23 protein-coding genes and 1 pseudogene are annotated in these 23,397 nt (G+C 51.6%); 10 read left to right on the forward strand and 14 right to left on the reverse strand.

Annotated features, from left to right (window positions below):
- The 4 genes and pseudogenes from VB741_RS16540 to VB741_RS16550 all read left to right on the forward strand — a co-directional run.
- Window positions 1-486 (forward strand): annotated as a pseudogene (locus VB741_RS16540) (IS1 family transposase); the annotation flags it as partial.
- 286 nt (window positions 487-772) lie between these two features.
- On the forward strand, window positions 773-1,318 hold the full coding sequence (locus tag VB741_RS26455) for a prepilin-type N-terminal cleavage/methylation domain-containing protein (protein WP_442786381.1): 546 nt from the start codon (window positions 773-775) through the stop codon (window positions 1,316-1,318).
- A 38-nt stretch (window positions 1,319-1,356) separates the two neighbouring features.
- Window positions 1,357-2,001 carry an HAD family hydrolase gene (locus VB741_RS16545; protein ID WP_323366291.1) on the forward strand — a complete coding sequence of 215 codons (645 nt, stop codon included), beginning with the start codon at window positions 1,357-1,359 and terminating at the stop codon, window positions 1,999-2,001.
- 68 nt (window positions 2,002-2,069) lie between these two features.
- Window positions 2,070-2,882, forward strand: a complete 813-nt coding sequence (locus VB741_RS16550; protein ID WP_323366292.1) for a sulfite exporter TauE/SafE family protein — start codon at window positions 2,070-2,072, stop codon at window positions 2,880-2,882.
- A 25-nt stretch (window positions 2,883-2,907) separates the two neighbouring features.
- Here VB741_RS16550 and VB741_RS16555 read toward each other — a convergent pair whose 3' ends face one another.
- From VB741_RS16555 to tmk, 10 genes are all read right to left on the reverse strand, one after another.
- Window positions 2,908-3,483 carry a Uma2 family endonuclease gene (locus VB741_RS16555; RefSeq protein WP_323366293.1) on the reverse strand — a complete coding sequence of 192 codons (576 nt, stop codon included), beginning with the start codon at window positions 3,481-3,483 and terminating at the stop codon, window positions 2,908-2,910.
- 111 nt (window positions 3,484-3,594) lie between these two features.
- A complete protein-coding gene (locus VB741_RS16560; RefSeq protein WP_323366294.1) occupies window positions 3,595-5,622 on the reverse strand; it encodes an elongation factor G in 2,028 nt (675 codons plus the stop codon).
- 526 nt (window positions 5,623-6,148) lie between these two features.
- Entirely contained in the window at window positions 6,149-6,619 is a 471-nt protein-coding gene (locus VB741_RS16565; protein ID WP_323366295.1) for a hypothetical protein, read from the reverse strand.
- 19 nt (window positions 6,620-6,638) lie between these two features.
- Window positions 6,639-7,427 carry an ATP-binding cassette domain-containing protein gene (locus VB741_RS16570; protein ID WP_323366296.1) on the reverse strand — a complete coding sequence of 263 codons (789 nt, stop codon included), beginning with the start codon at window positions 7,425-7,427 and terminating at the stop codon, window positions 6,639-6,641.
- 9 nt (window positions 7,428-7,436) lie between these two features.
- Window positions 7,437-7,580 carry a hypothetical protein gene (locus VB741_RS16575; protein ID WP_323366297.1) on the reverse strand — a complete coding sequence of 48 codons (144 nt, stop codon included), beginning with the start codon at window positions 7,578-7,580 and terminating at the stop codon, window positions 7,437-7,439.
- Complete coding sequence (devC, locus tag VB741_RS16580) at window positions 7,570-8,739, reverse strand: ABC transporter permease DevC (RefSeq protein WP_323366298.1); 1,170 nt, start codon at window positions 8,737-8,739, stop codon at window positions 7,570-7,572. The genes VB741_RS16575 and devC (VB741_RS16580) overlap by 11 nt, the downstream gene beginning before the upstream one ends.
- Before the next feature lie 12 nt (window positions 8,740-8,751).
- Window positions 8,752-9,897, reverse strand: coding sequence for an ABC transporter permease DevC (gene devC / locus VB741_RS16585; RefSeq protein ID WP_323366299.1), 1,146 nt, complete (start codon window positions 9,895-9,897; stop codon window positions 8,752-8,754).
- 2 nt (window positions 9,898-9,899) lie between these two features.
- A complete protein-coding gene (locus VB741_RS16590; RefSeq protein ID WP_323366300.1) occupies window positions 9,900-11,114 on the reverse strand; it encodes an efflux RND transporter periplasmic adaptor subunit in 1,215 nt (404 codons plus the stop codon).
- 146 nt (window positions 11,115-11,260) lie between these two features.
- Window positions 11,261-12,229, reverse strand: coding sequence for a DNA polymerase III subunit delta' (locus VB741_RS16595; RefSeq protein WP_323366301.1), 969 nt, complete (start codon window positions 12,227-12,229; stop codon window positions 11,261-11,263).
- 44 nt (window positions 12,230-12,273) lie between these two features.
- Entirely contained in the window at window positions 12,274-12,939 is a 666-nt protein-coding gene (gene tmk, locus VB741_RS16600; RefSeq protein WP_323366302.1) for a dTMP kinase, read from the reverse strand.
- A 414-nt stretch (window positions 12,940-13,353) separates the two neighbouring features.
- Between tmk and VB741_RS16605 the strand changes: the two genes are divergently transcribed.
- A complete protein-coding gene (locus VB741_RS16605) occupies window positions 13,354-13,689 on the forward strand; it encodes a hypothetical protein (protein ID WP_323366303.1) in 336 nt (111 codons plus the stop codon).
- Window positions 13,690-13,946: 257 nt separating this feature from the next.
- Here the strand turns inward: VB741_RS16605 and VB741_RS16610 are convergent, their stop codons facing one another.
- On the reverse strand, window positions 13,947-14,408 hold the full coding sequence (locus VB741_RS16610) for an FHA domain-containing protein (protein WP_323366304.1): 462 nt from the start codon (window positions 14,406-14,408) through the stop codon (window positions 13,947-13,949).
- A 475-nt stretch (window positions 14,409-14,883) separates the two neighbouring features.
- On the reverse strand, window positions 14,884-15,891 hold the full coding sequence (locus tag VB741_RS16615; RefSeq protein WP_323366305.1) for a phosphoribulokinase: 1,008 nt from the start codon (window positions 15,889-15,891) through the stop codon (window positions 14,884-14,886).
- Between the two features lie 477 nt (window positions 15,892-16,368).
- Between VB741_RS16615 and VB741_RS16620 the strand changes: the two genes are divergently transcribed.
- The 4 genes from VB741_RS16620 to ftsH all read left to right on the forward strand — a co-directional run bounded on the left by VB741_RS16620 (window position 16,369) and on the right by ftsH (window position 21,151).
- Window positions 16,369-16,950, forward strand: coding sequence for a photosystem I assembly protein Ycf4 (locus tag VB741_RS16620; RefSeq protein WP_323366306.1), 582 nt, complete (start codon window positions 16,369-16,371; stop codon window positions 16,948-16,950).
- A gap of 129 nt (window positions 16,951-17,079) precedes the next feature.
- The gene (locus tag VB741_RS16625; protein ID WP_323366307.1) at window positions 17,080-17,832 is read left to right on the forward strand and encodes a peptidylprolyl isomerase; all 753 of its coding nucleotides are present in this window, start codon (window positions 17,080-17,082) and stop codon (window positions 17,830-17,832) included.
- A gap of 53 nt (window positions 17,833-17,885) precedes the next feature.
- Entirely contained in the window at window positions 17,886-19,067 is a 1,182-nt protein-coding gene (locus VB741_RS16630) for a beta-ketoacyl-ACP synthase (protein WP_323366308.1), read from the forward strand.
- A 167-nt stretch (window positions 19,068-19,234) separates the two neighbouring features.
- Window positions 19,235-21,151, forward strand: a complete 1,917-nt coding sequence (gene ftsH / locus VB741_RS16635; RefSeq protein ID WP_323366309.1) for an ATP-dependent zinc metalloprotease FtsH — start codon at window positions 19,235-19,237, stop codon at window positions 21,149-21,151.
- 209 nt (window positions 21,152-21,360) lie between these two features.
- Here ftsH and VB741_RS16640 read toward each other — a convergent pair whose 3' ends face one another.
- Window positions 21,361-21,651 carry a hypothetical protein gene (locus VB741_RS16640; protein WP_323366310.1) on the reverse strand — a complete coding sequence of 97 codons (291 nt, stop codon included), beginning with the start codon at window positions 21,649-21,651 and terminating at the stop codon, window positions 21,361-21,363.
- 240 nt (window positions 21,652-21,891) lie between these two features.
- Window positions 21,892-22,542 carry a M23 family metallopeptidase gene (locus VB741_RS16645; protein ID WP_323366311.1) on the reverse strand — a complete coding sequence of 217 codons (651 nt, stop codon included), beginning with the start codon at window positions 22,540-22,542 and terminating at the stop codon, window positions 21,892-21,894.
- Between the two features lie 440 nt (window positions 22,543-22,982).
- Here VB741_RS16645 and VB741_RS16650 point away from each other — a divergent pair, with 440 nt between their 5' ends.
- Window positions 22,983-23,390 (forward strand): tetratricopeptide repeat protein, encoded by a 408-nt coding sequence (locus VB741_RS16650; protein WP_323366312.1) that lies wholly within the window; start codon window positions 22,983-22,985, stop codon window positions 23,388-23,390.
- Window positions 23,391-23,397 lie beyond the last annotated feature (7 nt).

Below are 23,397 nucleotides of genomic sequence, written 5' to 3' on the forward strand. Positions count from 1 at the left end.
ACGGGCAGCATCAGTCTCTTAACCGATGGAGAACGTCGCTATGGCAACCTCTTGTTTGAGATTTGTCATGACGTGATCCGCAATGGCAAACCCGGACGACCGTCGAAGCGATTACCCAAAGGTGTGAGAGTGCGATTGAAAAACAAAGGGTCCAAAAAACGCCCAGGTCGTCGTCGAAAAAAGTATCAAGCGCCAGTCCCTGAACACCCTCAAACAGAGCATCAGGTCAAAGACAGTAGCATCCATGCCAATCATGTTGAGGCCTTTAATGCCTCTATTAGAAGGCGCAATGCTGCCTTTCGACGCAAAACCAACACCTATGCTAAATCTCGAATACACTTACAAAGAACCCTTAATCTCTACTGGGTGGTGCACAACTTTGTTCGGGTTCATTTCACCACTAAACAGGTCCCTGCTGTGAAGTTAGGAATTTTGGAGGCAGGGATATCTTGGTCGCAGTTATTTTCTATTCGATATGCTGTCTAGCCCACTGAAGCCAAGTGTTTCAAGGCACCCAGTCGACGGAACCAGTGCCTCTTTTAACAAACTTGAATTAATCGAGGTGCCCTTAAGCCTACAGTAATTGAGGGCGTATTTTCAAGCCTGCAATCCTTGTGAAAAATGTTTTCCTCTTGCAGGTTGGAATCCTTATAGAAACTGGATTGTTGCTTAAGGCTTATATTGTCGGATTAATAATTGGTTTTATTAATAGCCAATTTAATGATTCTTCTGGGAATTTTAAAAGTGTTGCTGGCTGATATTTGACAAACCCATGAGAGCATTTAAGAGATTTTCAAAATCTGCTGTTAGAGAATCTGGTTTTACATTATTAGAAATAATAGTAGTTCTCGTTATTGTTGGGATTCTAAGTGCCTTAGTTTTACCAACCTGGAATGGGTCTCAGGAACGATGGCGAGTTTCTGAAGCTCAGAGTAAAGCCTATAGTGCGATCCGTAAGACTCAAGCTATGGCGATGCGTCATAACACGACCTGGCAATTTAGCATTCGTGAATCACTATCGGGTGAGGTAGAGTGGGCCATGCACCCAGTGTCAGGAGTACCTGCTGACTGGGAAACTTTGGGTGATAAAGCTCTAGATCTTGACTTGGCGGATACCACATTGCATAAGCACAATGGGAATTACTATATACGCTTCGACTATAAGGGACGATTGGCCTCACAGACGCGGACGCTTACATTCACTAGTACTAGAGTGCCATCAGTGAAAAACTGTATCGTAATGTCCACACTATTGGGAGCTATCCGTCAATCCCAGGGGCAACCAACACCTAACGCTAGAGGACGGTATTGTTATTAGGTAGGGTAATTTGTATTTAAGTTGCTGGGGAGATATCAATGGATCAATACTCTTATGCTCAAATTGACAGCATAGTTTTTGATCTAGGTGGTGTAATTGTCAATTTGGATTATGGTCTTACCATTCAAGCTTTTAGTAAGTTAGCTGGCTACGATATTACTCAGCAGTATAGTCAGCAGAGTCAAGCGGAGGTTTTTTCAAAGTTTGAGATAGGCAGTATCACTGCCAACGAATTTCGTCAAGGTTTAACACAGCTCTTGCGCTTTGAAGCGAAAGAGCATGATATCGATCAAGCTTGGAGTGCGCTGATTCTGGATTTTCCGCCAGAACGGGTGGAGCTGCTACGACAGCTGGGGCAACAAAAGCGAATATTTTTACTGTCCAATATTAATGAGCTGCATTTGGCGACGAGCGATCGCAAGTTCACCGAAGCCATGGGGACCGATATCGGCACCCTAGCCGATCAGTTTGAGCGGGCTTACTATTCACATTTAGTGGGCGATCGCAAACCCAACGCCAGCATTTTCCAACGGGTGATCGATGAAAATAACCTAGACCCAGCCCGCACCCTGTTCCTAGACGACACCGCCCATAACTTAGTGGGAGCGCAGCAGGTGGGGTTACAAACGATTCACGTGACCCAGGATCGCCCCATCGAAAGCCTGAATTTGCTCAATTTGTAGTGATTCCACACCCTTGGAGCACCATGAAAAAGATAAAATAAGTAAAGACCTTTGGACGTTGTGAGCCCATGAGCTATCTGGATTTTGCCCTGTTTGCCCTATTAGGCATTGGTGCTGGCACCATGTCCGGTATGCTGGGCATCGGCGGTGGCATGATCATTGTGCCTGGGTTGTTTTATCTATTTTCAGTCATAGATTTACCCAGCTATAGCCTGATGCATTTGGCGGCAGGTAGTGCCATGTGCATTATGATTTTTACCTCAGCATCCTCCACCTTTTCCCATCATGTACGGGGCGATGTGCAGTGGGGAATTTTTGGCCGCATTATCGCCGCCATTGGATTTGGCGTAGTGTTGGGAAATGTCCTATCCAACCACCTAGATACTGATTGGCTAGAGATTATTTTTGGTCTATTTCTGCTGGCCATCTCCGTCAAAATTTTGCTTGACTGGAAACCGGCCTTTGAAGAAACCACCATGCCACCCATCTGGGTATTTGCCACTGTGGGAACGCTGATTGGCTTCAAATCGGGCGTTTTAGGTATCGGCGGCGGTGCCATCAGTGTCCCGTTTTTGCTGTACTGCGGTTTACCCATGAGCAAAGCCAGTGGCACCTCCGCCTCATTTACCTTGCCCATTGCCATCGTCGGTACGCTGTCGTTTTTGCTATTGTCTCCAGGCTATGGGAATATCACCTGGTCCACGGGCTACATCTATTGGCCCGCCGTTGCGTTAGTTGCCCCATTCACCATGATCGGAGCCCCCATCGGTACCCAGCTGTCCCACATCATTTCCCCCCAGCAGCTCAGACGGATCTTTGGTTGGTTGCTGGTGGTGATTGGTTTACGCATGTTTAGCGGTGGCATTCAGTTTTTGGCCTAAATGGCCATATCTCCTGACAGTTTTACTACCAAGCTACAAGCATAGCGGCAGCCGTCATTGTCCAATCGCGAAATGTAGGCGACTTGATCAGCTCATCTCCCACAAAAATACCCTCTTCGTAACCACTGTCGCTTAAGGAGAGTACACTGACCTGCTCTTTAATGGGATCTAAAATCCAATATTCAGGAATGCCACGCCATTCGTACTGATTTCGTTTTTCGACATAATCTCGTCTGCTATTTTCTGCCCCAGGACTGACCACTTCCACTACTAGCAGGGGTGGCTCCATATCCAATTTGATCGCAGCTTGCCCCAGCAGACGCATCTGTTCTGGATGTTCTGGACGCAAAACGGTCAAGTCAGGATATCGGTTTTTGGGTTGTCCTGGCATAGCCAGAGCCAGACCCTGCAATCGAATCTGCCGCATATCCACCCATGCCTTGAGAGCTTCATAAAGCTTAAGGGCTCGGTACAGATTTTCATCTGACTCAGGCGGCATTTCAATCAGTTCCCCATTGGTAAGTTCGTAGGCAGCATCGGTACCATGGGCATAGGCAAGATAGTCCTCAAATGTATTTAGTTTTGGTTTTACCTGCACCATGGGGATGACCAATGGAGTTCAGAAACAATCAGATTATAACGCTGGGCAAATTCCTGTAGGGGCGAAACGCCCCGACAGGAATTTGAGCTCCCGCCCTTTGGCATCTCTTACCTAATGGCTGCCGACTTCAGCCACGATCTTTTGCTTGAGTTGTTCTGGCACAGTACTGAGATGGTCATACTGCCACCTAAAGAAGCCCACCCCCATGCTGAGGGAGCGCAACTCTAGAATTAGGGTTTGCATTTCCGCCACGGGTAGCTGGGCCGATACTTCATCCCAGCCGGGCCAGCCGGCTTTGCCGTCGTATCCCATCACCTGCCCCCGACGACCGTTGATCAGGGTGAGGATATTGGAGGTAAAGCGATTGGGTACGGATACCGATAGGGATGCGATGGGCTCCAACAGGGTGGGTTTGCACTCGGGTAGTCCGGTTTGCATTGCTATGCGGGCGGCCTGTTTAAAGGCCTGATCCGAACTATCCACGTGGTGATAGGACCCGTTTTTGAGGGTGACCGATACATCCACGACGGGGAATCCCAGGGGACCTTGCTTGAGGAATTCCCGCACGCCTGTTTCAACACTGGGAATATATTGTCTGGGCACTACGCCACCGACAATTTTTTGATCAAACTTAAAGCCTTCCCCTCGGGGGAGGGGCTGAATGTCGATGTATATATCGCCAAATTGGCCGTGGCCACCGGTTTGGTGCTTGTACCGGCCGCGAATGTCTTCCTTGGCATGGCGGATGGTTTCCTTGTAGGGCACCTGGGGTAGATGGGTGGTCATGGCCAGGTTGTACTTGCGGCTGAGCAAGTCCATGGCGATTTTGAGATGGACATCTCCCTGACCCCACAAAATGACTTCGTGGGTGTCGCCGTGCTGTTCCCAGTGCAGGGCGGGGTCTTCGTCCACTAGCTTATTTAGGGCACCGCTGAGTTTTACTTCGTCATCGCGCTTTTCGGCGGCAATGGCGAGGGAGTAAACCGCTGGCAGAATGTCAGCGGTGGGTAGGGTTTCAGAGGTGTCGACCGTGCTCAAGGTGTCGCCGGTTTTGGCATGTTCTAGGCGTGCGATCGCAACCACACTACCCGCCTCGGCTGCACTGAGGGCCTGCTGCTGATTGCCCATCAAAGAATAGAGACCACCTATGCGATCCCCCCCAAGGCTGGCCCCATCCTTGAGGGTGCCGCGCCACAGTCTTGCTAGGGAGAGCTTGCCCCCTTGGGGACTGTAATAGGTTTTGAGAATTTGGACTAACGGTTCGCTGGAACTGAGATCAATGCCGCGCCGTTCAGCGGTGACCTGGGGTTCGGGAGTTTCCCGCACTAAGGCATCTAACAAGGGCCGGACGCCATAGTCACTGGAGGCTACACCGAGAAAAACGGGTACCACCAGGTCTGCCCCCAGTTCCATTTTTAGATCCTGAATAATCTCCTCTTCTGGTGGCTCGATCTCTTCCAACAGTTCTTCTAATAGATGATCGTCAAAGTCCGCCAGGGTTTCTAACATTTCTCTCCGGGCTGCCTTTTCCTCTGCGGCCAGGCCCTCTGGCAGGGGCACCGGGTCGGCGGCGGCTCCATCGTGGTAGTGATAGGCCTGTTCACTCACCAAATCGATGAATCCCACCAGGTCTTCGCTAGCCCCAATGGGATACTGATGGGGCACCAGGGGACGGCTGGACACCGACTTGAGGGCCTCTAACACCTCGGCAAATGGGGCACTGGCCCGGTCCATTTTGTTGAGGTAGACCACGTGGGGAATTTCCCACTTATCGAGAAAGTGCAGTAATGGCGATACGGTAAGCACCCGACTGGGGTCCGGTTCGCACACCACAATGGCGGCATCTACCCCCATCAAGATATGGAGCGGTTCTTGCAGTAGCTCGATGGAACCAGGACAGTCAAGGAATGTAAAACGAATGCCGCCGTACTCAGTACAGGCGGCATTCGTTTCCACGGTCATTTGGCGATTGCGGGCTTCAGGCGTATGGTCCCCAACTGTACTTCCCTCAGCAATGGAACCTTTACGAGAGATGGTATTAGTGACCGAAAGCAGACTCTCAAGCAGGGTGGTTTTACCACTTGAGTATGGGCCTACAATCGCCACGTTTCGTGAACGAGATATAGCGGCTTTAGCCATAGGTTTACCCCTTTTTCTAAAGAGAAGAAAATTGGCCAAGTTCAGATTGGGGATTTTAGGTTGTAGGGCGTCTGAACTTATCGGTCAGGGGACGCTACCTCTTAACGAACATTGTGGGCGAAATCTTGGGTTAAGAAGGTCTGCTTCCCTGGGTTATATAGCTAGCGTAGCGTTGCTATAAACTCCTAACGACAAGGGGTTTGGAAAAATTTACGAGTTTAAGAAGGGTAAGGCAGGGTTAAGTTTTACGTTTTGACTGTTGAGTTTTGAATAAGGCGAAGTTTGGTTATTTAGGGGGCAATCGTGCTATGTGGGGGATGTCTTCATGGGGGTGATTAGCCCATACAACTCAACACTGCGAACTTAAAACTCAAAATTACGTAACTATTTCCAGTTGTCATTCACGCCAATGAGATTGCCAAACAGCATGATGAAACCACTGATCGTAATGATGATGGCTAGAACTACAAAAATGCCGTCGTAAGCTGCGATATCTTCCATGGAGCAAAAATTGTTTTTTCTACTTTTATAGTTTAGAGGTTAGGGCCCGTTGTCCGTCAAATTTATCGATCATCAGGTCACTGTATCGGGTGGCGATGACACCCACCGATAGCAAACATATTTCCAACTCCGTCGGATCCATGTGTTCCCCACCCAAAATACGATTGACAAAAAATACCGCGCCTGAATCATCGGTCTGAAACGAGCCAAATCGGATCTTTCGATTTTCATCCAGTAAAAATCGCAATAAATCTAACTCGGGGCCGCAACCAATGGCGACACAGCTACTGGCCCGCACGATGGCCAACTCCTTATCTGGGTAGGGATGGGTTTCCCAAGGCAATACCTGTAACTCAATAAATGTGGTGTCTTGGTATAGCAAGTCGAACTGGGGATGTTCTGGGTTGGTCCGTACGGTTTGCTTAAACAGGCTGCTGTTCAGATAATTTTGCACCCTGCCATAGGTCAGTTCCTGACTGCTGTTGGCAAATATCATAAGACTATGGGCATTGGACCTACATGATAAACATTTCGGCACTCACATTTGTGGGACCACTGTTCATTTTGCTTTGGGCAAATGCTTGGGGGCTGCTGTCCGACTCCAGTCGTCCATCCACTAAATTAATAATCCGGTCGGCCACGTCCAGAATGCGATTGTCATGGGTGACCATCAGGACGGTGCAGCCTTCTTCCCGAGATAGATTATGGAGATAGGTGACGACATCTCGACCCGACTTTTTATCTAGGGCAGCGGTGGGTTCGTCGGCCAAAATTAGTTTGGGATGGTTGACTAACGCTCGGGCGATGGCCACCCGCTGTTTTTGGCCACCGGAGAGGGATTTGGGTTTGTAGTCTACCCGGTCGGCCAGTCCCAGGGTACTGAGCATGGTTACGGCCTGGTCCCGTTTGGAGGAAAAATTGCCCGTTAGTTCTACGGCCATTTCCACATTTTGACTGGCGGTGAGGGATTCGAATAAATTGTGGGATTGAAAGATAAAACCGATGTTGCGGCGGACAGTGACTAACGCCCGATCGCCTAGGCCGACTAATTCGTTGCCCAATACCTGTAAACTGCCGTCTTGGAGGCGTCGTAACGCTCCGGCCAGGGTGAGTAGGGTGGTTTTGCCAGAGCCGGAGGGGCCGGTGAGAATGACGATCTGTCCCTTGAATAATTCGAGGGAAATATCAAACAGCACCTGCTTGCTCAGGTCCCCCTCACCAAAGAAGTAGTTGAGATTTTGGATGTGAACCGCGAGGTCATCCCTGGGGGGAGCAACGGTGGATTGTGGTTGAGGTTTAAACATGGTCCTACCCTAGCTCCACACCAGCATACAGTCGTTCGATGGCGGCGGTCGGTATTCGTGGCGCATGGGACTGGCTCGCTCGAGGGCGAAATAGTCTGCGGGGGTGAAGTAGGCGTAGTTGGCGATCATCGGTTTTTCGTTCCTAAAATACATCTGCCGGGTCGGTGGTTTGGACTTTGCGCACTGCGATCGCACCCGACACCAAACACATCAAAAAGGTGGCCATCAACAGGTTCACCACCCGTTCCGGCGTCATTTGAAAAAATAAACCCGTGGCATTTCCTGCTGCCCTATAGAGCAGCTGACTGACACAGACACCAGGGATAAAACCCAACACCGAAAGAATGACCGCTTCCTGCATAACCACCCCCAGCAGGTAGATATTTTTGTATCCCATGGCCTTGAGGGTGGCGTATTCGGCCCAATGGTCAGCCACATCGGTGTAGAGAATTTGGTAGACCAAAATGATACCGACAAAAAAGCCCATGCTGGTGAGCAGGGAAAACACAAAGCCAATGTTGGTGTTCTCCTGCCAATATTTACGCTCCCGAATCACAAAGCCATTGTCTCCATCACGAGCCATCACCAGCACATCATTGGGCAGATTCTGCTGCAGGGTGTTCACCATGCGCTCCACATTGGTACCGGGTTCCAGCTTCACCACCCCCACATCCACCGTGGCAAAGCTGCGCTGATCTTCCTCCGGTCCCCGATCGGCAAAGTAACGCAGAAAGTTCTGATCGCTCATGATCAAATTGCCATTGCCCGAGGCAAAGTCCGTCCCCATAGTAAAGGTGCCCACCAAGCGAATTTGGCGGTCGGCGAGTTCACTTTCCACTCCAGCTTCAATGGGACCCACCTCTGCACGAGACTGGCTATCCATTAGGGCGGTTTCCGGCAGCTTAAGGGCCTGACGATGGGTGACCAATTCAGGAATATTGAGCACCGGCTCATCGGGATTGATGGCAATCACCCGAACAACGCGAGACTTGCGACTGTCGGGATTTTTCCAGTTCACTTCGCTGATGTATAGGGCGTAGGCATCCTTTACTCCGTCGAAGGCACGGACCTGGTATAGCCGTCTGCGGGCAAAGGATCGGGGCACGAACATATTGGTGCGCAGCCGATTGACGATAATCACCTCGCCATTGAACCGATTCAGCAGCTGCAGCTGACTGTCGTACAGGGCATTCATAAACCCGTTAAACATAAACATCAGCAGCACCGCAAACCCTACGCCTGCCAGAGATGTGACAAATCGACGGCGGTCGTGGGTGAGGTTGAGCCAGGCTAGGGGAATACGTTTAATCAAACCCTGGACCTCCTAAAAGATTTCGGCGGGGTCAGCGGTGACGGCTTTTCTGACGGAAATCAGACCCGATAGGCTGCACATGAGCAGGGTGAGAATCAGAACAAAAATAACGCGACCGCCGTTCATGGCCACGGGTAAGGTGCCAGCGGTGGCCTTAGCAGTCAGGTGATAGAGTCCCAAGGCGGCGGCCAGACCAGGAATATAGCCCAGCACCGCCAGGAAAATGGCTTCTTGTAAGACAATTTTGAACAAATATTGGGAGCGGTATCCCATGGCCTTCATGGTGGCGTATTCGGGCAGATGCTCACGAATGTCGGTAAATAAAATTTGATAGACGATCACAGCCCCTACCACAAACGAGACGGCCACCCCCATGCTAAAGATAAAGCCGATGGAGGTGGATTCTAGCCAGTAGGCGGCATCGTGGTCGATGATGCCTGCTTTGGTATAGATTTCCACATCGGCGGGCAGCAGGTTGTCCATAGTTTCGGCTACTTTTTCGGGGGAGGTGCCGGGTTTCAGTTTGACCAGCCCCATATTGATCAAACTGAGGGGCCGAGGCTCTAAATACCGGACAAAATTTTGATCGCTCATGATCAGGGTGCCGTCGGCGGCAAACCCGCCCCCTAGAAAATAGGTACCGCCGATGGTGGCGCTGCGGCGGTCAGCTTCGGTGGTGGTGCCAATGGCCTGGGGACCAAATTCGGGTCGGGAAAATCGGTCGAAAAATACGGTATTGGGCTGACTGAGCAGACGGCGAGCTTCGTTGCCCTGGAATTCGGGCATTAGAAATACGGGGTCATGGGGGTTAATGCCGTAGGTGAAGATGGCCCGGCTTTCTCCGGTTTCTGGATTGCGCCACAGCAGATATTCGCTGTAGAGGGGCATGACGCGATCCACCCCGGCCACCCCAGCCACTTGGTACAGCCGTTCCCGAGGAAAGGCGGTGGAGGTGCTGATTTCTAGGGTTTCTGGTGAGATGATGAATAGCTCTGCGTTGAACTCATCGTAAAAGTTGGTGGCGGTGGCAATTAGCGCCCCCATAAAGCCCAGATTCATGAAAATGAGGATGACGGCGAAGGAGACGCCTGCGATCGCAACCATCAGCCGCGTCCGCTCATGCATCAAATTCGACCAAGCCACCGATACCCTAGCCATGGCTAGCTCTCCCCAGAGTTGTCATGGGATGGGTCCTGGGACTGGCCATCGGCCTTGATATCGATCAGCACATCCACCTGGAGATTGGTCAGCATTGCCACCGCTTCATCCTGGTCCACCGCGACCCGCACCTCCACAATGCGGGCATCGGCATTGGCCGCTGGGTCATCGTCCAACACGTCATTCTTAAAAATCTGCAGGCCGATGGTTTCGACGGTGCCGCTGAGGGAGCCTTCAAAGGCCCCATTGCGGCTGGTAATGGTCACTTTCTGCCCCGGTTTGACCAACCCCACATCGGTTTCATAGACCTCCGCCACCACGTACATTTCAGCCGTATTGCCCAGGGACAGCAGCCGATTATCTGATACGGCTTCTCCGGGGCGGACGTAAATATCCAGAATTTGCCCTGGGGACGGTGCTTTGATCACCGCGCGGTCAAGGCGGGCCTCCGCTAGGGCCAGATTCTGCTGGGCCGACTCTACGCCAGCTTCGACCGCCGATAGCTGTAAATCGGCCTCGGCCATGGATACCTGGGCCTGGGCATTATCCAGCCCCGTATTTCGGGCTAACTCTAGTTGGTTTTTGGTGGCTTCCCCACTGGCAATGTCGCTGAGCAGCTGATCCACCTGTGTTTGTTGACGGTCCAGCTCCTGACGGGTAATGGCACCCTGGCTAAACAGGTCCTGAAAGCGAGCTAAGTCTGTTTCGGCTAGGCTTAAACGGGCTTCGAGGCTGCGAATGGTAGCCGCTTGGGCCTCAATGGCCTGCAACTGGGGCTGATCGATCTGCCCTGCTTTGGTATTGGCTTCGGCAATGCGAGCCGAACCCAACCCCTGTTCCGCCGCCAGGGTTTGCTGGGCCTCCGCCAACTCACTGGCGGCAAAGTTCCGTTCCGCCTGGCGAATTTCGTACATGTCTAGCTCCGCTAGGACCTGCCCCTTCTGTACCTGGGTGCCTTCCTCCACCAGCAGTCGGGCTAAAACACCAGTTTCGGCAGCGGCAATGTCAATCACTTGATCCTTCGGTTCAATCCGCCCCAGTGCGGCCACATGGACGCGTTCGGGGGGTGGTTGGGCGGCCTCTTCCAGGGCGGCCTGTCGGGATTGCTGGGCAGAGCGGAGGGCTAGGAGCGATGCCCCACCAGCCGTTAAAAGCAGCGCCATGCCAATCCAAAAACGGGTCTTTTTCCAAGGGCTTTGGGCCGTTTGTGAAACCATGCTGTATCTATGGTGTGTCCGTAGTGCTGATGTCCGACTTAAACTGAATTAACCATATCTGTTTAGTTTAAGTCTTCTAGAGAGAACCATGGGTCGTAGGAATTGTGTTGACCATTTCCCGGGGTTCTCTACCCATTAGGTTAAATTCATCCAGCTAAATTCATCAACGTCACTTCCCACACCAAACGCGGTTGGACATAGCGAATCAGCTGCTTACGGGCCAGTTCTAGCTGCTCCATGCCTTGCCGATGGCCTTGCTGCCAGCGGCTTTGCTGCAGGTAGTCGAGGAGCCAGAGCTGGGATTCTGGTTCTAAGGTCTGGGCAATTTGACGGGCCAGGGCTAAGGCGCTGTACAGGTTAGGGATGGGTTGGTTAATTTGCTGCAGTAATTCAGTGGGAATGGTTTGAAGCTGTTGCCAACTTGCGATCGCACTGCCCGGACTACCCTGGGCCAAGGACAGAACTTCGGGATAGTTCAAAATTTCCCCCTGACCCAGCTGGGTCAGGACTTGGGCCATGTCAGTGGGGCCTAAGCGCCGAAAGGGAATGGTTTGACACCGGGAAATAAGGGTGGGCAGAAGAGCCTGTTGGTCGGGGACTAGCAGCACTAGGGTAGCCTTGCCGGGCTCTTCTAGGGTTTTTAATAGGCCGTTAGCGGCGGCCTCCGCAATCAGATCAGCGGCCTCGATGACCACAACGGCCCGGGTGGCTTCCAGGGGGGGACGACTGAGAAATCGGGCGATCTCGCGAATTTGCTCCAGCCGGACCTGGGGCCTGCCGCGCCGTTTAATGCCCGCCTCCTGGGCTTCTGCCATGGTCAGTAACTTACCCTGGTGCAGGTAGGTAGGCTCAACCCATAGCAAATCGGGGTGATTGCGAGACTGAATTCGCCGGTTGAGATTTTCTGGCGTTTCACGATTATTGTTCAACAGTATGCTGGCAAAGGTTTCTGCCACCAAGCTACGACCGATGCCAGGGGGACCTACAAATAGATAACCCGGGGCGATGCGCTGCCGGACAACAGCTTGAACCAGCAGCTCAATCGCCTGGGGCTGCCCAAGAATATGGTCAAAGCTTTGGGCAAAGTTCTGGCTGGTCTGCTGCTGGTCTGCCATGGAGTAGAGGATATATGTTCGGGGACGTACTAGGGTTGCCGTACCTAGGGGGCATACCACTGCTGCAAGTAGGTGGAGACGATGGCCTGAATTTGTTCCGCCACGACCGTTTCGGTGGGACTGCCATCCACTGCAATAAAGCCTTCCTGCTGTTGGGCCTGGGCGGCAAATCCGGCATGGACCCGGCGATGAAATTCAATGCCCGCCTGCTCAATGCGGTCAGCTTGCCCCCGGGCGGCCATGCGCCCTAAGCCTTGCTTCACATCCAACTTAATCCATAGGGTCAGATCACTGGTTAATCCTTGGGTAGCAATGGTGTTTAGGGTGTTGATCAAGCCTAGATCGAGTTTTCGGCCATAGCCTTGGTAGGCAACGGTGGAGGCAGTGTAGCGATCGCACAGAACCAAATGCCCGGTCTCAAGGGCTGGGAGTAGTATCCGCTCGACATGCTGGGCACGGTCGGCAGCATAGAGCAATAACTCCGATGTGCTAGTTAGACTCTCCATACCCGTGGATGGCTGCAGCAAAACCTGTCTAATCTGCTGACCCATAGTCGTGCCCCCCGGCTGGCGGGTCACGATCACCCCTGTTGGCCCGTTCCCCAGTCTCCCGTTAACAAGGGTATGCTCTAACCATTGGCGCAAATACTGGATTTGTGTGGTTTTACCAGAGCCCTCAATCCCTTCAAACACAATCAGCTTACCGCGCATCTTTATCCCCAATCGTTGTGAGCCTAATGCCTGGGTCTATGCTATCCCAGTCCCTTAAACCAAAGGAATAACAAACAATTGACCGCCGAACATCACCCTAAATAGGACGAAGTGAGTTACGGACAAACCTAAATAAAATGCACCTTTTCACTTAAATACGACCTGGGACGGTACTATTGACATTAAACTTAATGGTGTTTCCAGTTATCGATCTATTTATCCTGAAAACCCTATTGTTCCGTAGAAGGGTAAAAGCGGATGCAGATTTGTCCATAGGACTATTGAAATAATAACCCTATAAAAAATCCAACTTCCCAGCTTATGGTTTAGGCTGGGTCCATTGTTTCTCTCTTTCGCCACTGTAAACTTCAAACTGTAAATTCCAAACCTGTGTAGTAGCTCTAGCGTTTTTTTATGGCCCGCTATACCAATCTTTTCGTCAGCGTTCTTCCCGCCAATAACCTCCGAGAAGCACTGCCAGATATACTCCAGGATTGTGGTCTCCACCTGGTTTATCAGGATGGAGATTATATGATGGCAAAAGAGCCGCCTGGTATGGTTTCCTACAGTCAGTTAGCTACGGTTGAAGTGCTGATCGGCTCTACTGATGAAACCGAATTAATCGTTCAGTCCTCCGCTGCCACCGTCAATCTGGTGGTGAAGAATGAAGAGCTACCCTTGAAGACCAATAACCATTGCCATAGAGTTTTTCAACAGGTTAACCAGGCCATTGAACGTAAGGCGAGCTAATCAATGTTCGGCTACTTGCCTTCCAGCATCTACCATGGCCTGCTCCAGATATTGCAGCCTAAAACCTAGTTTAGCCTCGACATTGGCTCAGGTGACTTCAGGGGTTTTGGGCGCTGAAGAACCGCCGGAAGTGATGGATTAAACCAGCCTGCTCTACCTTCAAAGGGGGCATTTGGCTGTACTAGAACCCACCCCTTTCAACTTGGGGTCAACTTGGGTGTGGTGTAGATGTCATTTTTGACTCTTAAGCTTTTACCCTACGAGTTTTCTTTGTCCTGATCATTTTCTTCGTCCTGATCAATGTCGTCCTCATCAATCATGTTGGGGCTGATGAGGGTAATGTCAAATTCATCCGGGGGGACCGTGGATGTGGTATCCCGTTTCAGTTGGTAATAAATAGCCCGTGCCTGGGGGCCAAAAACGATTTCATCCTCGTTTTTCAAGTCATGGGCCTGGAGCTTGCGGCCGTTGATTAACATGCCATTGGCGCTGGGCTTACCCTTGAGATTACCGTCAACAATTCGGTAATAGTAGGTTTCATCGTCCTTAGGCAGTTGTACTAACGTGGCGTGATGCCTGGAAACAAACTGTGAAGCCAAACGAATGTCACACTTCACATCCCGACCCACTGAATAGACAGAACTATCTAGGACAATTTCCCGTCGACCTTGACTATCTTCGACGATAAGAATACTGCTAAGGTGAGAACCTGAAGCCATGCTAACCATGAAATGATAAATCTTGGAAAAAAATCAGGCCGTCAATAGATTGGTTATTGTCACTATTCTGTCAGTAACCAAGGCCTTCAGGATTTTCCCTTGCTATTCAGCTTTATGCAATGGGGCTAACCTCTTTTTCTAGAGCCTTTTTGCTCTCTGAGCAGAAGCCTAAACAACTGTAGCCACCATGGCCACTACATTAATTTCTATAAAGTCACGGCAGTCAATATAGCATTCCCACCTAAATACTAGAGCATTACAGTGTTCTGGGCACTGATCTACGCAGGGGTCTGTCAACCTGCCAACTCACTAATATATGGCCCACATAATGGCCCATATTAAAACTACTACCCTGATAAGTTCTGAAATATTTGCTTGACCAGCTTAAGCATGGGAGTCAAAAATCCGTTTTGCTACAAAGTAGCAAAACGGATTTTTGATTAATCCTACTATTTAATCGCCTTAATCGCCGTACTTAGGCTACGACGGCTACTTGGCCTGCTACTGAGCTGGTTAAGCGCTCATAGGCAGCCCTCATTTTGAGGCCTACCAGCACTTGAAACAATCCTGTACCGTTATTGGAGCCGGGATATTCCCGATGCTTCAACAGCAGTTCAGTCATTTCACCGTAACTGCGGGTAGAGATGTTACTGAGGTGCTCTTCAACATAGATCAGCTCCTCCAGCTTCTCGAACTGGCCATCAATTTCGAGAATTGAGACTTCGTTACCCATGTAGCTATCGGGACCGTAGGCCAAGCGAATGCCAGGGTAGGAGCAGGTGAGTTTCCGCCCACAGGGCACCCAGTTGATGGTGGAGCCCTCATCAAATAGGTAGGCAGGTTCTAGACCTTCTACACCTTCCTTCTGAATCATTTGAACCCGTAAAATCTTGCGATCTGTGTCGTCCTTGATTAGGTTAGTGGGCAGAACCTGTAGAACGATATCAGCGTACTGTCTCTGGACGTCGATATAAGCCTCAAAATCCGGCTTGCGGGCTTGGATAGAGGCCAAGATATCTTCGTAGGTGTGACCCCGCTCGGCCATATCGCGCTGAATTTTCCAGGCAATTTTGACTTCGTCGCTAATGTCGAGATAGACGCTGAAGTCCAGCAGTCCCCGTACACGCTCATCGTAGAGAGGATGTAGACCTTCAATCACAATGACGTGATTGGGCTCAATGCGTTCGGGTGGATCAAGTAAACCGGTTTCGTGGTTATAAATCGGCTTATCAATCGCATGCCCTGCTTTTAGATCTTTGATTTGTTCGTACATCAAATCAAAGTTGTTTGCTTTAGGGTTGAGAGCCGTCACCCCAGCTACTTTGCGCTGCTTACGATCTAAACTGTGGTAGTCATCTAGGCAGATGACAGTCATGAATTCTTCGCCGAAAAGATCGCTGAGGCGCTTCAAAAATGTAGATTTTCCACATCCTGAATCACCGGCAACACCAATTAGAACCACGCGGTCGGGCTGACTGGTCATGGAGTCCTCTTATTAAAACAGTTAACAGATATATGCGAAACCAATCAACGAGCCTATGAACCCTGGCTCAGTTGGGTATCAGCAGCGGGTTTTGAACGTTGCAAAAGTTAAAGTGATCCTATCAGAATCTGTAGACTTTTGAAAGACTGGGTACAGGGCTGTTTTTGCTTTTTGTTTAGATAAAATTATTAAGGTGAACAGCCAAGGTGAAGATATTTGTAGTAAAGAGGTTGATTGACCTAAAAAGCTTGATAGCCTGATAAAACATTGGGCTGTTAAAACGGAGAGGTGGGCGGCTAGCCCAGTCCTTGGTCACCGTTTGCCCCAAGGGGATAACTTTTACGGTTTAGAGTCATGCTGTTTGCTACTCTAATTGCCTAGGCTGATTTGATGTCCTCTGAATCTAAGTTGATGGCTGGGCCGTACTGACCATGGTTCAGTATGCCAGGCCTGTACAACACAATTTTTCTAATTAACATGGCTGTTTCCAAAGCAACTGTCTCTGACGCAACTGATCAAGATACTGTGCTGCGTCGTGAAATTTTAGGTTCACGCCGTTGGAGCAATTACTGGTGGGCGTTAGTGACGACCATTGGGGGCACCGGTTTTGTCCTAGCAGGCATCTCTAGCTATACAGGGATGAATCTGCTGCCCTTTGCTGACCCTACCCAGCTGATCTTTATTCCCCAGGGTATTGTGATGTGTTTCTATGGCACAGCGGCTCTGTTGCTGTCGCTGTACCTCTGGCTCATATCTTTTTGGAATGTGGGGGGTGGCTTCAACCAATTTGACAAGGAAGCTGAGGAAGCCCAGATCTTTCGCTGGGGATTTCCAGGTAAGAATCGCACGATTGACTTTAGATATCCACTGTCATCGATTACGGCGGTTCGGGTGGATATTCGAGAAGGCTTGAGTCCTAAACGGGCACTTTACCTGAAGGTTAAGGGCAAGGGCGATATCCCCCTGACCCGTGTTGGTCAACCGATGTCCCTGGCGGCTTTGGAAAACCAGGGAGCTGAACTGGCTCGTTTTTTGCAGGTTCCCCTAGAGGGCTTGTAGAGCAGGCCTTGCAGCGGGCGGCCGTCGAGCCGTCGTTATTATTTTGGTCTGGTGCTATCCCTCTTGAACGGGCCGTTTGCCTGTTACAAGATATGGTGCCTTTAAATAAAAATGAAGGGAGTAATCATCATGATTTTGGGTTTCCGCATCAGATGGGCCATTGGGTTGGTTGTGGGATTGTTGATGGTGAGCTGTACGGCTGGGGTGAGCGAGCCATCGGAGTCAGTCGCTGCGCCCACGGAAGCTGCTGCCCCCCCAGCCGAGCTGACGGCAACAGCCATACCGTCCGGCCTGGCACAGCTTCAGGGCAAGGCTACGGTGGAGTTTGTGATCAACGGAGAGCGGGTTGTGGTTGAGGTGGATGGGACCCAAGCACCGATTACGGCGGGTAATTTTGTGGATTTGGTAGAGCGGGGTGTCTACGATGGCACGGTGTTTCATCGGGTAGTTCGTGAACCTCAACCGTTTGTGGTGCAGGGGGGAGATCCCCAAAGTACGGATCCATCGGTGCCGGTTCAGCAGCTGGGAACCGGTGGTTTTGTTGATCCGGATACCCAGGAAAAGCGCTTTATTCCCTTAGAAATTACGCCAGCGGGCGCAGATCAGCCAATCTATAGTCAAACCTTTGAGGCTGCTGGTGAATCGGCTAAACCGGCCCTGCAGCATACCCATGGTGCCTTGGCGATGGCTCGGTCCCAATTTCCGGATTCGGCCTCAGCTCAGTTTTATTTTGCCCTGGCGGATCTACCTTTTTTGGATGGTAGCTATGCCGTCTTTGGGTACGTGACTGAAGGACTGGATGTGGTGGATGCGATTCAGCAAGGCGATGTGATTGAGTCAGCTACGGTGACTGAGGGGTTGGATAAGCTGGTGACCCAGTAGCTCTGGGTCTGGTTGCTGGGGTGGTGCTGTGATTTAGCCCATGGTTGATGCCGATGGTTGATGTCGTTGTGACCGGCATTGGTTTGCGGACGGCCTTGGGGGCTACGGCCCAGGCTACTTGGTCCGGTTTATTGGCGGGGAAAAGTGCGATCGCACTACGCCAACCCTTCCCCTCCCTGCCGCCAGTACCTCTGGCCATGACGGATAAACTGCCCGCCGATCCGGACAGCTTAATTTTGGCGGCGGTGGCTGCTGCCCTAGCCGATGCTGGGTTGATGTCACCGGTATCGGATGGTCTTAAGCCTGATCTTAAGGCCGCGCTTGAGCCTGGTCTTGACTGTGGGGTGGTGGTGGGTTCCAGCCGCAGCTATTTGAACCGTTGGGAGGCCATGGGCCGGGGAGATCTGTCCCTAGACCATTGGCTGACGGCGTTGCCCTGCAGTTTGTCGAGACAAGTGGCCCAGATGGTAGGCAGTCGGGGGCCGGTGCTGGCCCCGATGGCAGCCTGTGCCACAGGGCTCTGGGCGCTGTTTCAGGGCTACATGCTCTTGCAGGCGGGACAATGTGACCGGGTGGTGGTGGCGGCGGTGGATGCGCCCATTACTCCCCTAACGCTGACGGGCTTTCGGCGGATGGGGGCGATGGCGACCCAGGGGTGCTATCCGTTTGATTGCGATCGCAACGGTTTAGTCCTGGGGGAAGGCGCAGCGGCTGTAGTTCTAGAAACTAAGGCCATGGCCTCAGGTAGGACTTTTGGTAAGTCCGCCTATGGTCGAATACTGGGGTTTGGCCTCAGCAATGACGCCTATCACATTAGTTCTTCCCGTCCAGAAGATACCGTGGCCGTGGCCCGTCAATGTCTGCAGCGTAGCGGTTTACACCCAAAAGATATTGACTATGTCCATACCCATGGCACCGGCACCCGATTAAATGATGCCAACGAGGCCCACATGATCCAGCAGTTGTTTCCGGCGGCTGCCATTAGCTCCACCAAGGGAGCCACTGGCCATACCCTGGGCGCAGCGGGGCTCATCGGTACCGTTTTTAGTTTGCTCAGCCTGCAGCAGCAGTGTTTGCCCCCCAGTGTGGGACTGCATCAGCCGGAGTATGACCTCAATTTTGTCCTGAACTCTGCCCAAGGGAGCGGCCACCCCCCCAGGACCATAAACCATGTGCTATGCAGTAGCTTCGGGTTTGGCGGCCAAAATGCCGTTGTGGCACTTGGGGGTTGCTGACTAGCAGCCTAGGCACTAGAACGCCATTGCAGCGCTTGGGCATGTTAACAGGCACATGCCAACTAACAGACTAGGGCGCTAAACTGAGAACATTGATTTAGCAAATCTTGTCAAGCCGTTAGCAGCCATATCCCCTAAGTTAATTTCTAGTCGTACGTTTCTTTTGTATGAATAAATCCACCCACCCCTCCGCCACCCCATCCCTATTTAGTCGCCGGGCGACCCGCACCTTAGCCATTGGCTGGTTTGTGCTGCAAAGTCTAATAGCCGCTCCTTTGGTAGGGGCGCTGCCCGCATCGGCTCAGGAGGGGGAGGGGGAGGAGGTACCCCAAATTACCTATGGACAACTGCTAGAAAAGCTCGACCAGGGCGAGGTACAGCGGGTAGAGCTAGATAACCTGCGGAGGGTGGCTAATGTTCGACTGAAGGGGCAGGAAGACAGTGACCCCCTACAGCCTGTCACCCTGTTTGCCAACGATGTGGACAATCAGAACCTGTTACAAAAGCTGCGCAGTAGCGGTGTTGACTACGAAGTATTAGAAAGCTCAGACAATAGTGCCCTAACCGGTTTAGCCGTCAATGCTTTGCTGGCCCTGGTGGTAGTATTTGCCCTATTGATGATTCTGCGCCGATCTGCCAATTCCGCCAACGGTGCCATGAACTTTGGCCGTTCTCGAGCCCGCTTCCAGATGGATGCCAAAACCGGGGTGATGTTTGACGATGTGGCCGGGATTGAAGAGGCAAAGGAAGAATTGCAGGAAGTGGTTACATTTCTCAAAAATCCTGAAAAATTTACTGCCATTGGCGCCCGCATTCCTAAAGGGGTACTCCTGATTGGGCAGCCCGGAACGGGCAAAACCCTCCTAGCCAAGGCGATTGCCGGAGAAGCGGGGGTGCCGTTCTTTAGTATTTCGGGCTCTGAGTTTGTCGAAATGTTTGTCGGTGTGGGGGCTTCCCGGGTCCGTGACCTGTTTAAAAAAGCCAAGGAAAACTCCCCCTGTATCGTTTTTATTGATGAAATTGATGCAGTGGGTCGGCAGCGTGGCGCTGGCATTGGCGGTGGAAATGACGAACGGGAACAAACCCTGAACCAGTTGCTGACCGAAATGGATGGCTTTGAGGGGAACGGTGGCACCATTGTAATTGCCGCAACTAACCGCCCCGATGTCTTGGATGCTGCATTGTTACGCCCCGGCCGATTTGATCGTCAAATCACCGTTGATTTGCCCAGCTATAAAGGCCGTCTGGGTATTTTGGATGTCCATGCGCGGGATAAAAAAATAGCCGATGATGTGAATCTGGATGCCATTGCTCGGCGGACGCCGGGGTTCTCGGGGGCCCAGTTGGCTAACCTGCTGAATGAGGCGGCCATTCTAACGGCCCGTCGTCGTAAAGATGCTGTCACCATGGAGGAAATTGATGACGCCATCGATCGCCTCACCATTGGTCTGACCCTTACTCCTCTACTGGATACCAAGAAGAAACGGTTGATTGCCTACCACGAAGTGGGCCATGCCTTGGTGAGCACCATGTTGAAGCATTCGGACCCACTGGCCAAGGTGACCATTATTCCTCGCTCCGGCGGTATAGGAGGATTTGCCAGCTATCTGCCCAAGGAGGACCGGGTGGACGACGGGTTGATTTCCTATGGTGAGCTAATTGACCGCATTACCATGGCCCTGGGGGGGAGGGCGGCCGAAGAAATCGTGTTTGGTGCGGATGAAGTGACCCAGGGTGCGGCTAACGATATCCAACAGGTGACCAATATTGCCCGTCAGATGATTACCCGGTTTGGCATGTCGGAACTGGGGGTATTTGCGATGGAATCCCCCAGCAGTGCCGTGTTCCTTGGGCGTAGTGACCTGATGCAGCGCTCAGAATATTCGGAAGAGATGGCAGCCAAGATCGATCAGCAGGTGCGAGAGCTCGCCATGGCATCCTATGCCAAAGCCCGTTCAATGTTGAAAAATAACCGCCCGCTATTAGATCGCTTAGTAGATCGACTAGTGGAAAAAGAAACCATCGACGGTGAAGAGTTCCGTGGCATCGTGGGCGAGTATATCAATATCCCCTCGGCCAAGTAGTCGGTGGTTTTTGGGTGAGGTGCGTCGGTCCAGCGGTTTCGTTACCAAGTTAGCCAATGGTTTCCACTAAACGTTAAAACCAACAATATTGCCCTTGCTTTTGGCCGGGGCAATATTGTTGGTTTTAACGTTATTTAGCCACGTTAGTTAGCTACTAGTTTCCAGTCCTGGCTGCTGAACGGCCTGAGGACGATGATTATGGGTGGCGGCTATTCGAGGGGTTCACCATCCAGGAGTTCAATACTGCCGGAAGAACGCACGCATTCTAAGCGCCAGCGCTGACCTGAAACCCGGCCTGGTAAAAATCCTGAAATGGTCAAGTGATTCTCACCGTGGTCAGTTTGGACTTTGACCAGCAGATCACTCTTACTTTGACTGACAATGAGGGCTTCTATCTCGAACTCGCCTTCACGGTTCCAAGGAAGTTCGAACTGTGATTCTGGCTCTTGGGAGCGAAGAACAGCGCGAGTGTTTTCAGATTCAGACGTTGGAGCAGTCATAGGTAGTTAGGAGGTTGTCGAACAGGGGTACGGCTGTAATGTACTCAGCAAGCGTGTGGTTGTAATGTACCCAGCCACTCGCAAGGATGGCTTTACGTAGACGATAACATTTTGGCTGGCCCATGGATTGTGCTGCAGATCATAACGCCTAGACAGTTCAGATCATCACACTGGGCAGAGGCGAAACCCTGATGGGAAAGTCTATTGCCCCCGATGAACTGCGAGTAATCTGCTGGGGATCTATCGGATAGTCTGTTGGTCGTCATACATGGCTCGTAGCACCATGGCGGGATCTACCCAGCTACTCTCAAACTTGAGACCCCAGTGGAGATGGGGACCTGTGGTGCGTCCGGTCATACCCACCCGCCCAATGGGTTGGCCGGTGCTGATGCTGGCCCCTTCCCAAATGCGTATGTTGCCGTCGGGATCCACCATCACCCGTCTGCCGCTTTCTTGGGTGACATAGCCTTGCATGTGGCAGTAGATGTGGACCCAGTCACCCGATGCAATCACCACGGATGTTCCACAGGCGCTGTCATCTGAAACTTCGATCACTTCGCCTTCCCACCAGTTGCGGATATAGCTACCGAGGGGAGCAGCAATGTCTAACCCGTAATGAAACTGTTCTCCACCGTAGGGGGATTGGCGATAGCCAAAGGGAGAGGTGTAGGCTTGGAAATTTTCTACTGGAAATGAGGCAAAACTCCAGGGACTGGTCGCTCTAGCTAGCTGAATCTCAGCTGCTTTGGCGGATTTACGCTGGGCGGGTAGGACCAGACCTGTGATCGTCCATAGGGATAGCCCCCCTAGCAACAAGCACCTGACATAGATGCTTGAACGGTTCCCTGGACGTTGCCGACGGGACTGCCGACCACGTTGCCAATAATCCATGAGAGCCCGGGTAAACCCTCTGATAGAAGTGGATTTTGCAGAACTCTGATGCATATATCTACTGTCTAGAAAACTAAAAAGGGTGGGTGGTTTAAACTTTTTCTAGCCTGGTGGCAATAGTCGGGGAGATTGATGTAATTGGAGCTGTGATTGGCTGGGCTGTGGGACAGCGGAGATAAGAGGGCCATTCTTAGAGCCATTTGCCAATGACTGGTACGGTGAACGACGAATTTGTAGCCTTCTGAACTGATGGTTCCCTGGGGCGCTTGGGTGGCGCTGGGGGCCTGGTTGCGACATTGCTCGATAATGTACATCAATTTGTTTAGATTGCCTATAACTTCTCTAAAGTAAACACAACGTTATTTTTTGTTGACTGTAATAAATAGAGATGGCAGTCTGGGGTGTCTTGGCTATGGAGGCGTTTGGTTTGGATGGGACCGATGAATGAACAGTTGCAGGATCCGGATCAGTGGTATCGCCAGGGGATGGCGTTTGATGAGCAGGGACAGTCGCAAAACGCGATCGCATGTTACGACAAAGTAATTGAGCTACAGGCAGATTATTGCGCAGCCTGGGTGCGGCGAGGATTGGCGCTGATGATGTTGGCGGATTTTCAGCCTGCGATCGCAAATTTTAACCAAGCCGTGGCCCTCAACATGGAGCTGGATTTAGCCTGGTATCTCAAGGCTTACTGCCATGCCCAGATGCAGGTGGATGAATTTGCCCTGCTGGCATTGCAAAAAGCGGTGGCCCTCAACCCTGATCAATGGATTGCCATGGCCAGTCAGGAAGTGACCTTTAACCACTTAAAGGACGATCCACGCTTTCAAGAACTGGTGACGGGATAAATTTCTC

The organism is Leptothoe sp. PORK10 BA2, from assembly GCF_034932105.1.
GTDB lineage: Bacteria > Cyanobacteriota > Cyanobacteriia > Phormidesmidales > Phormidesmidaceae > Leptothoe.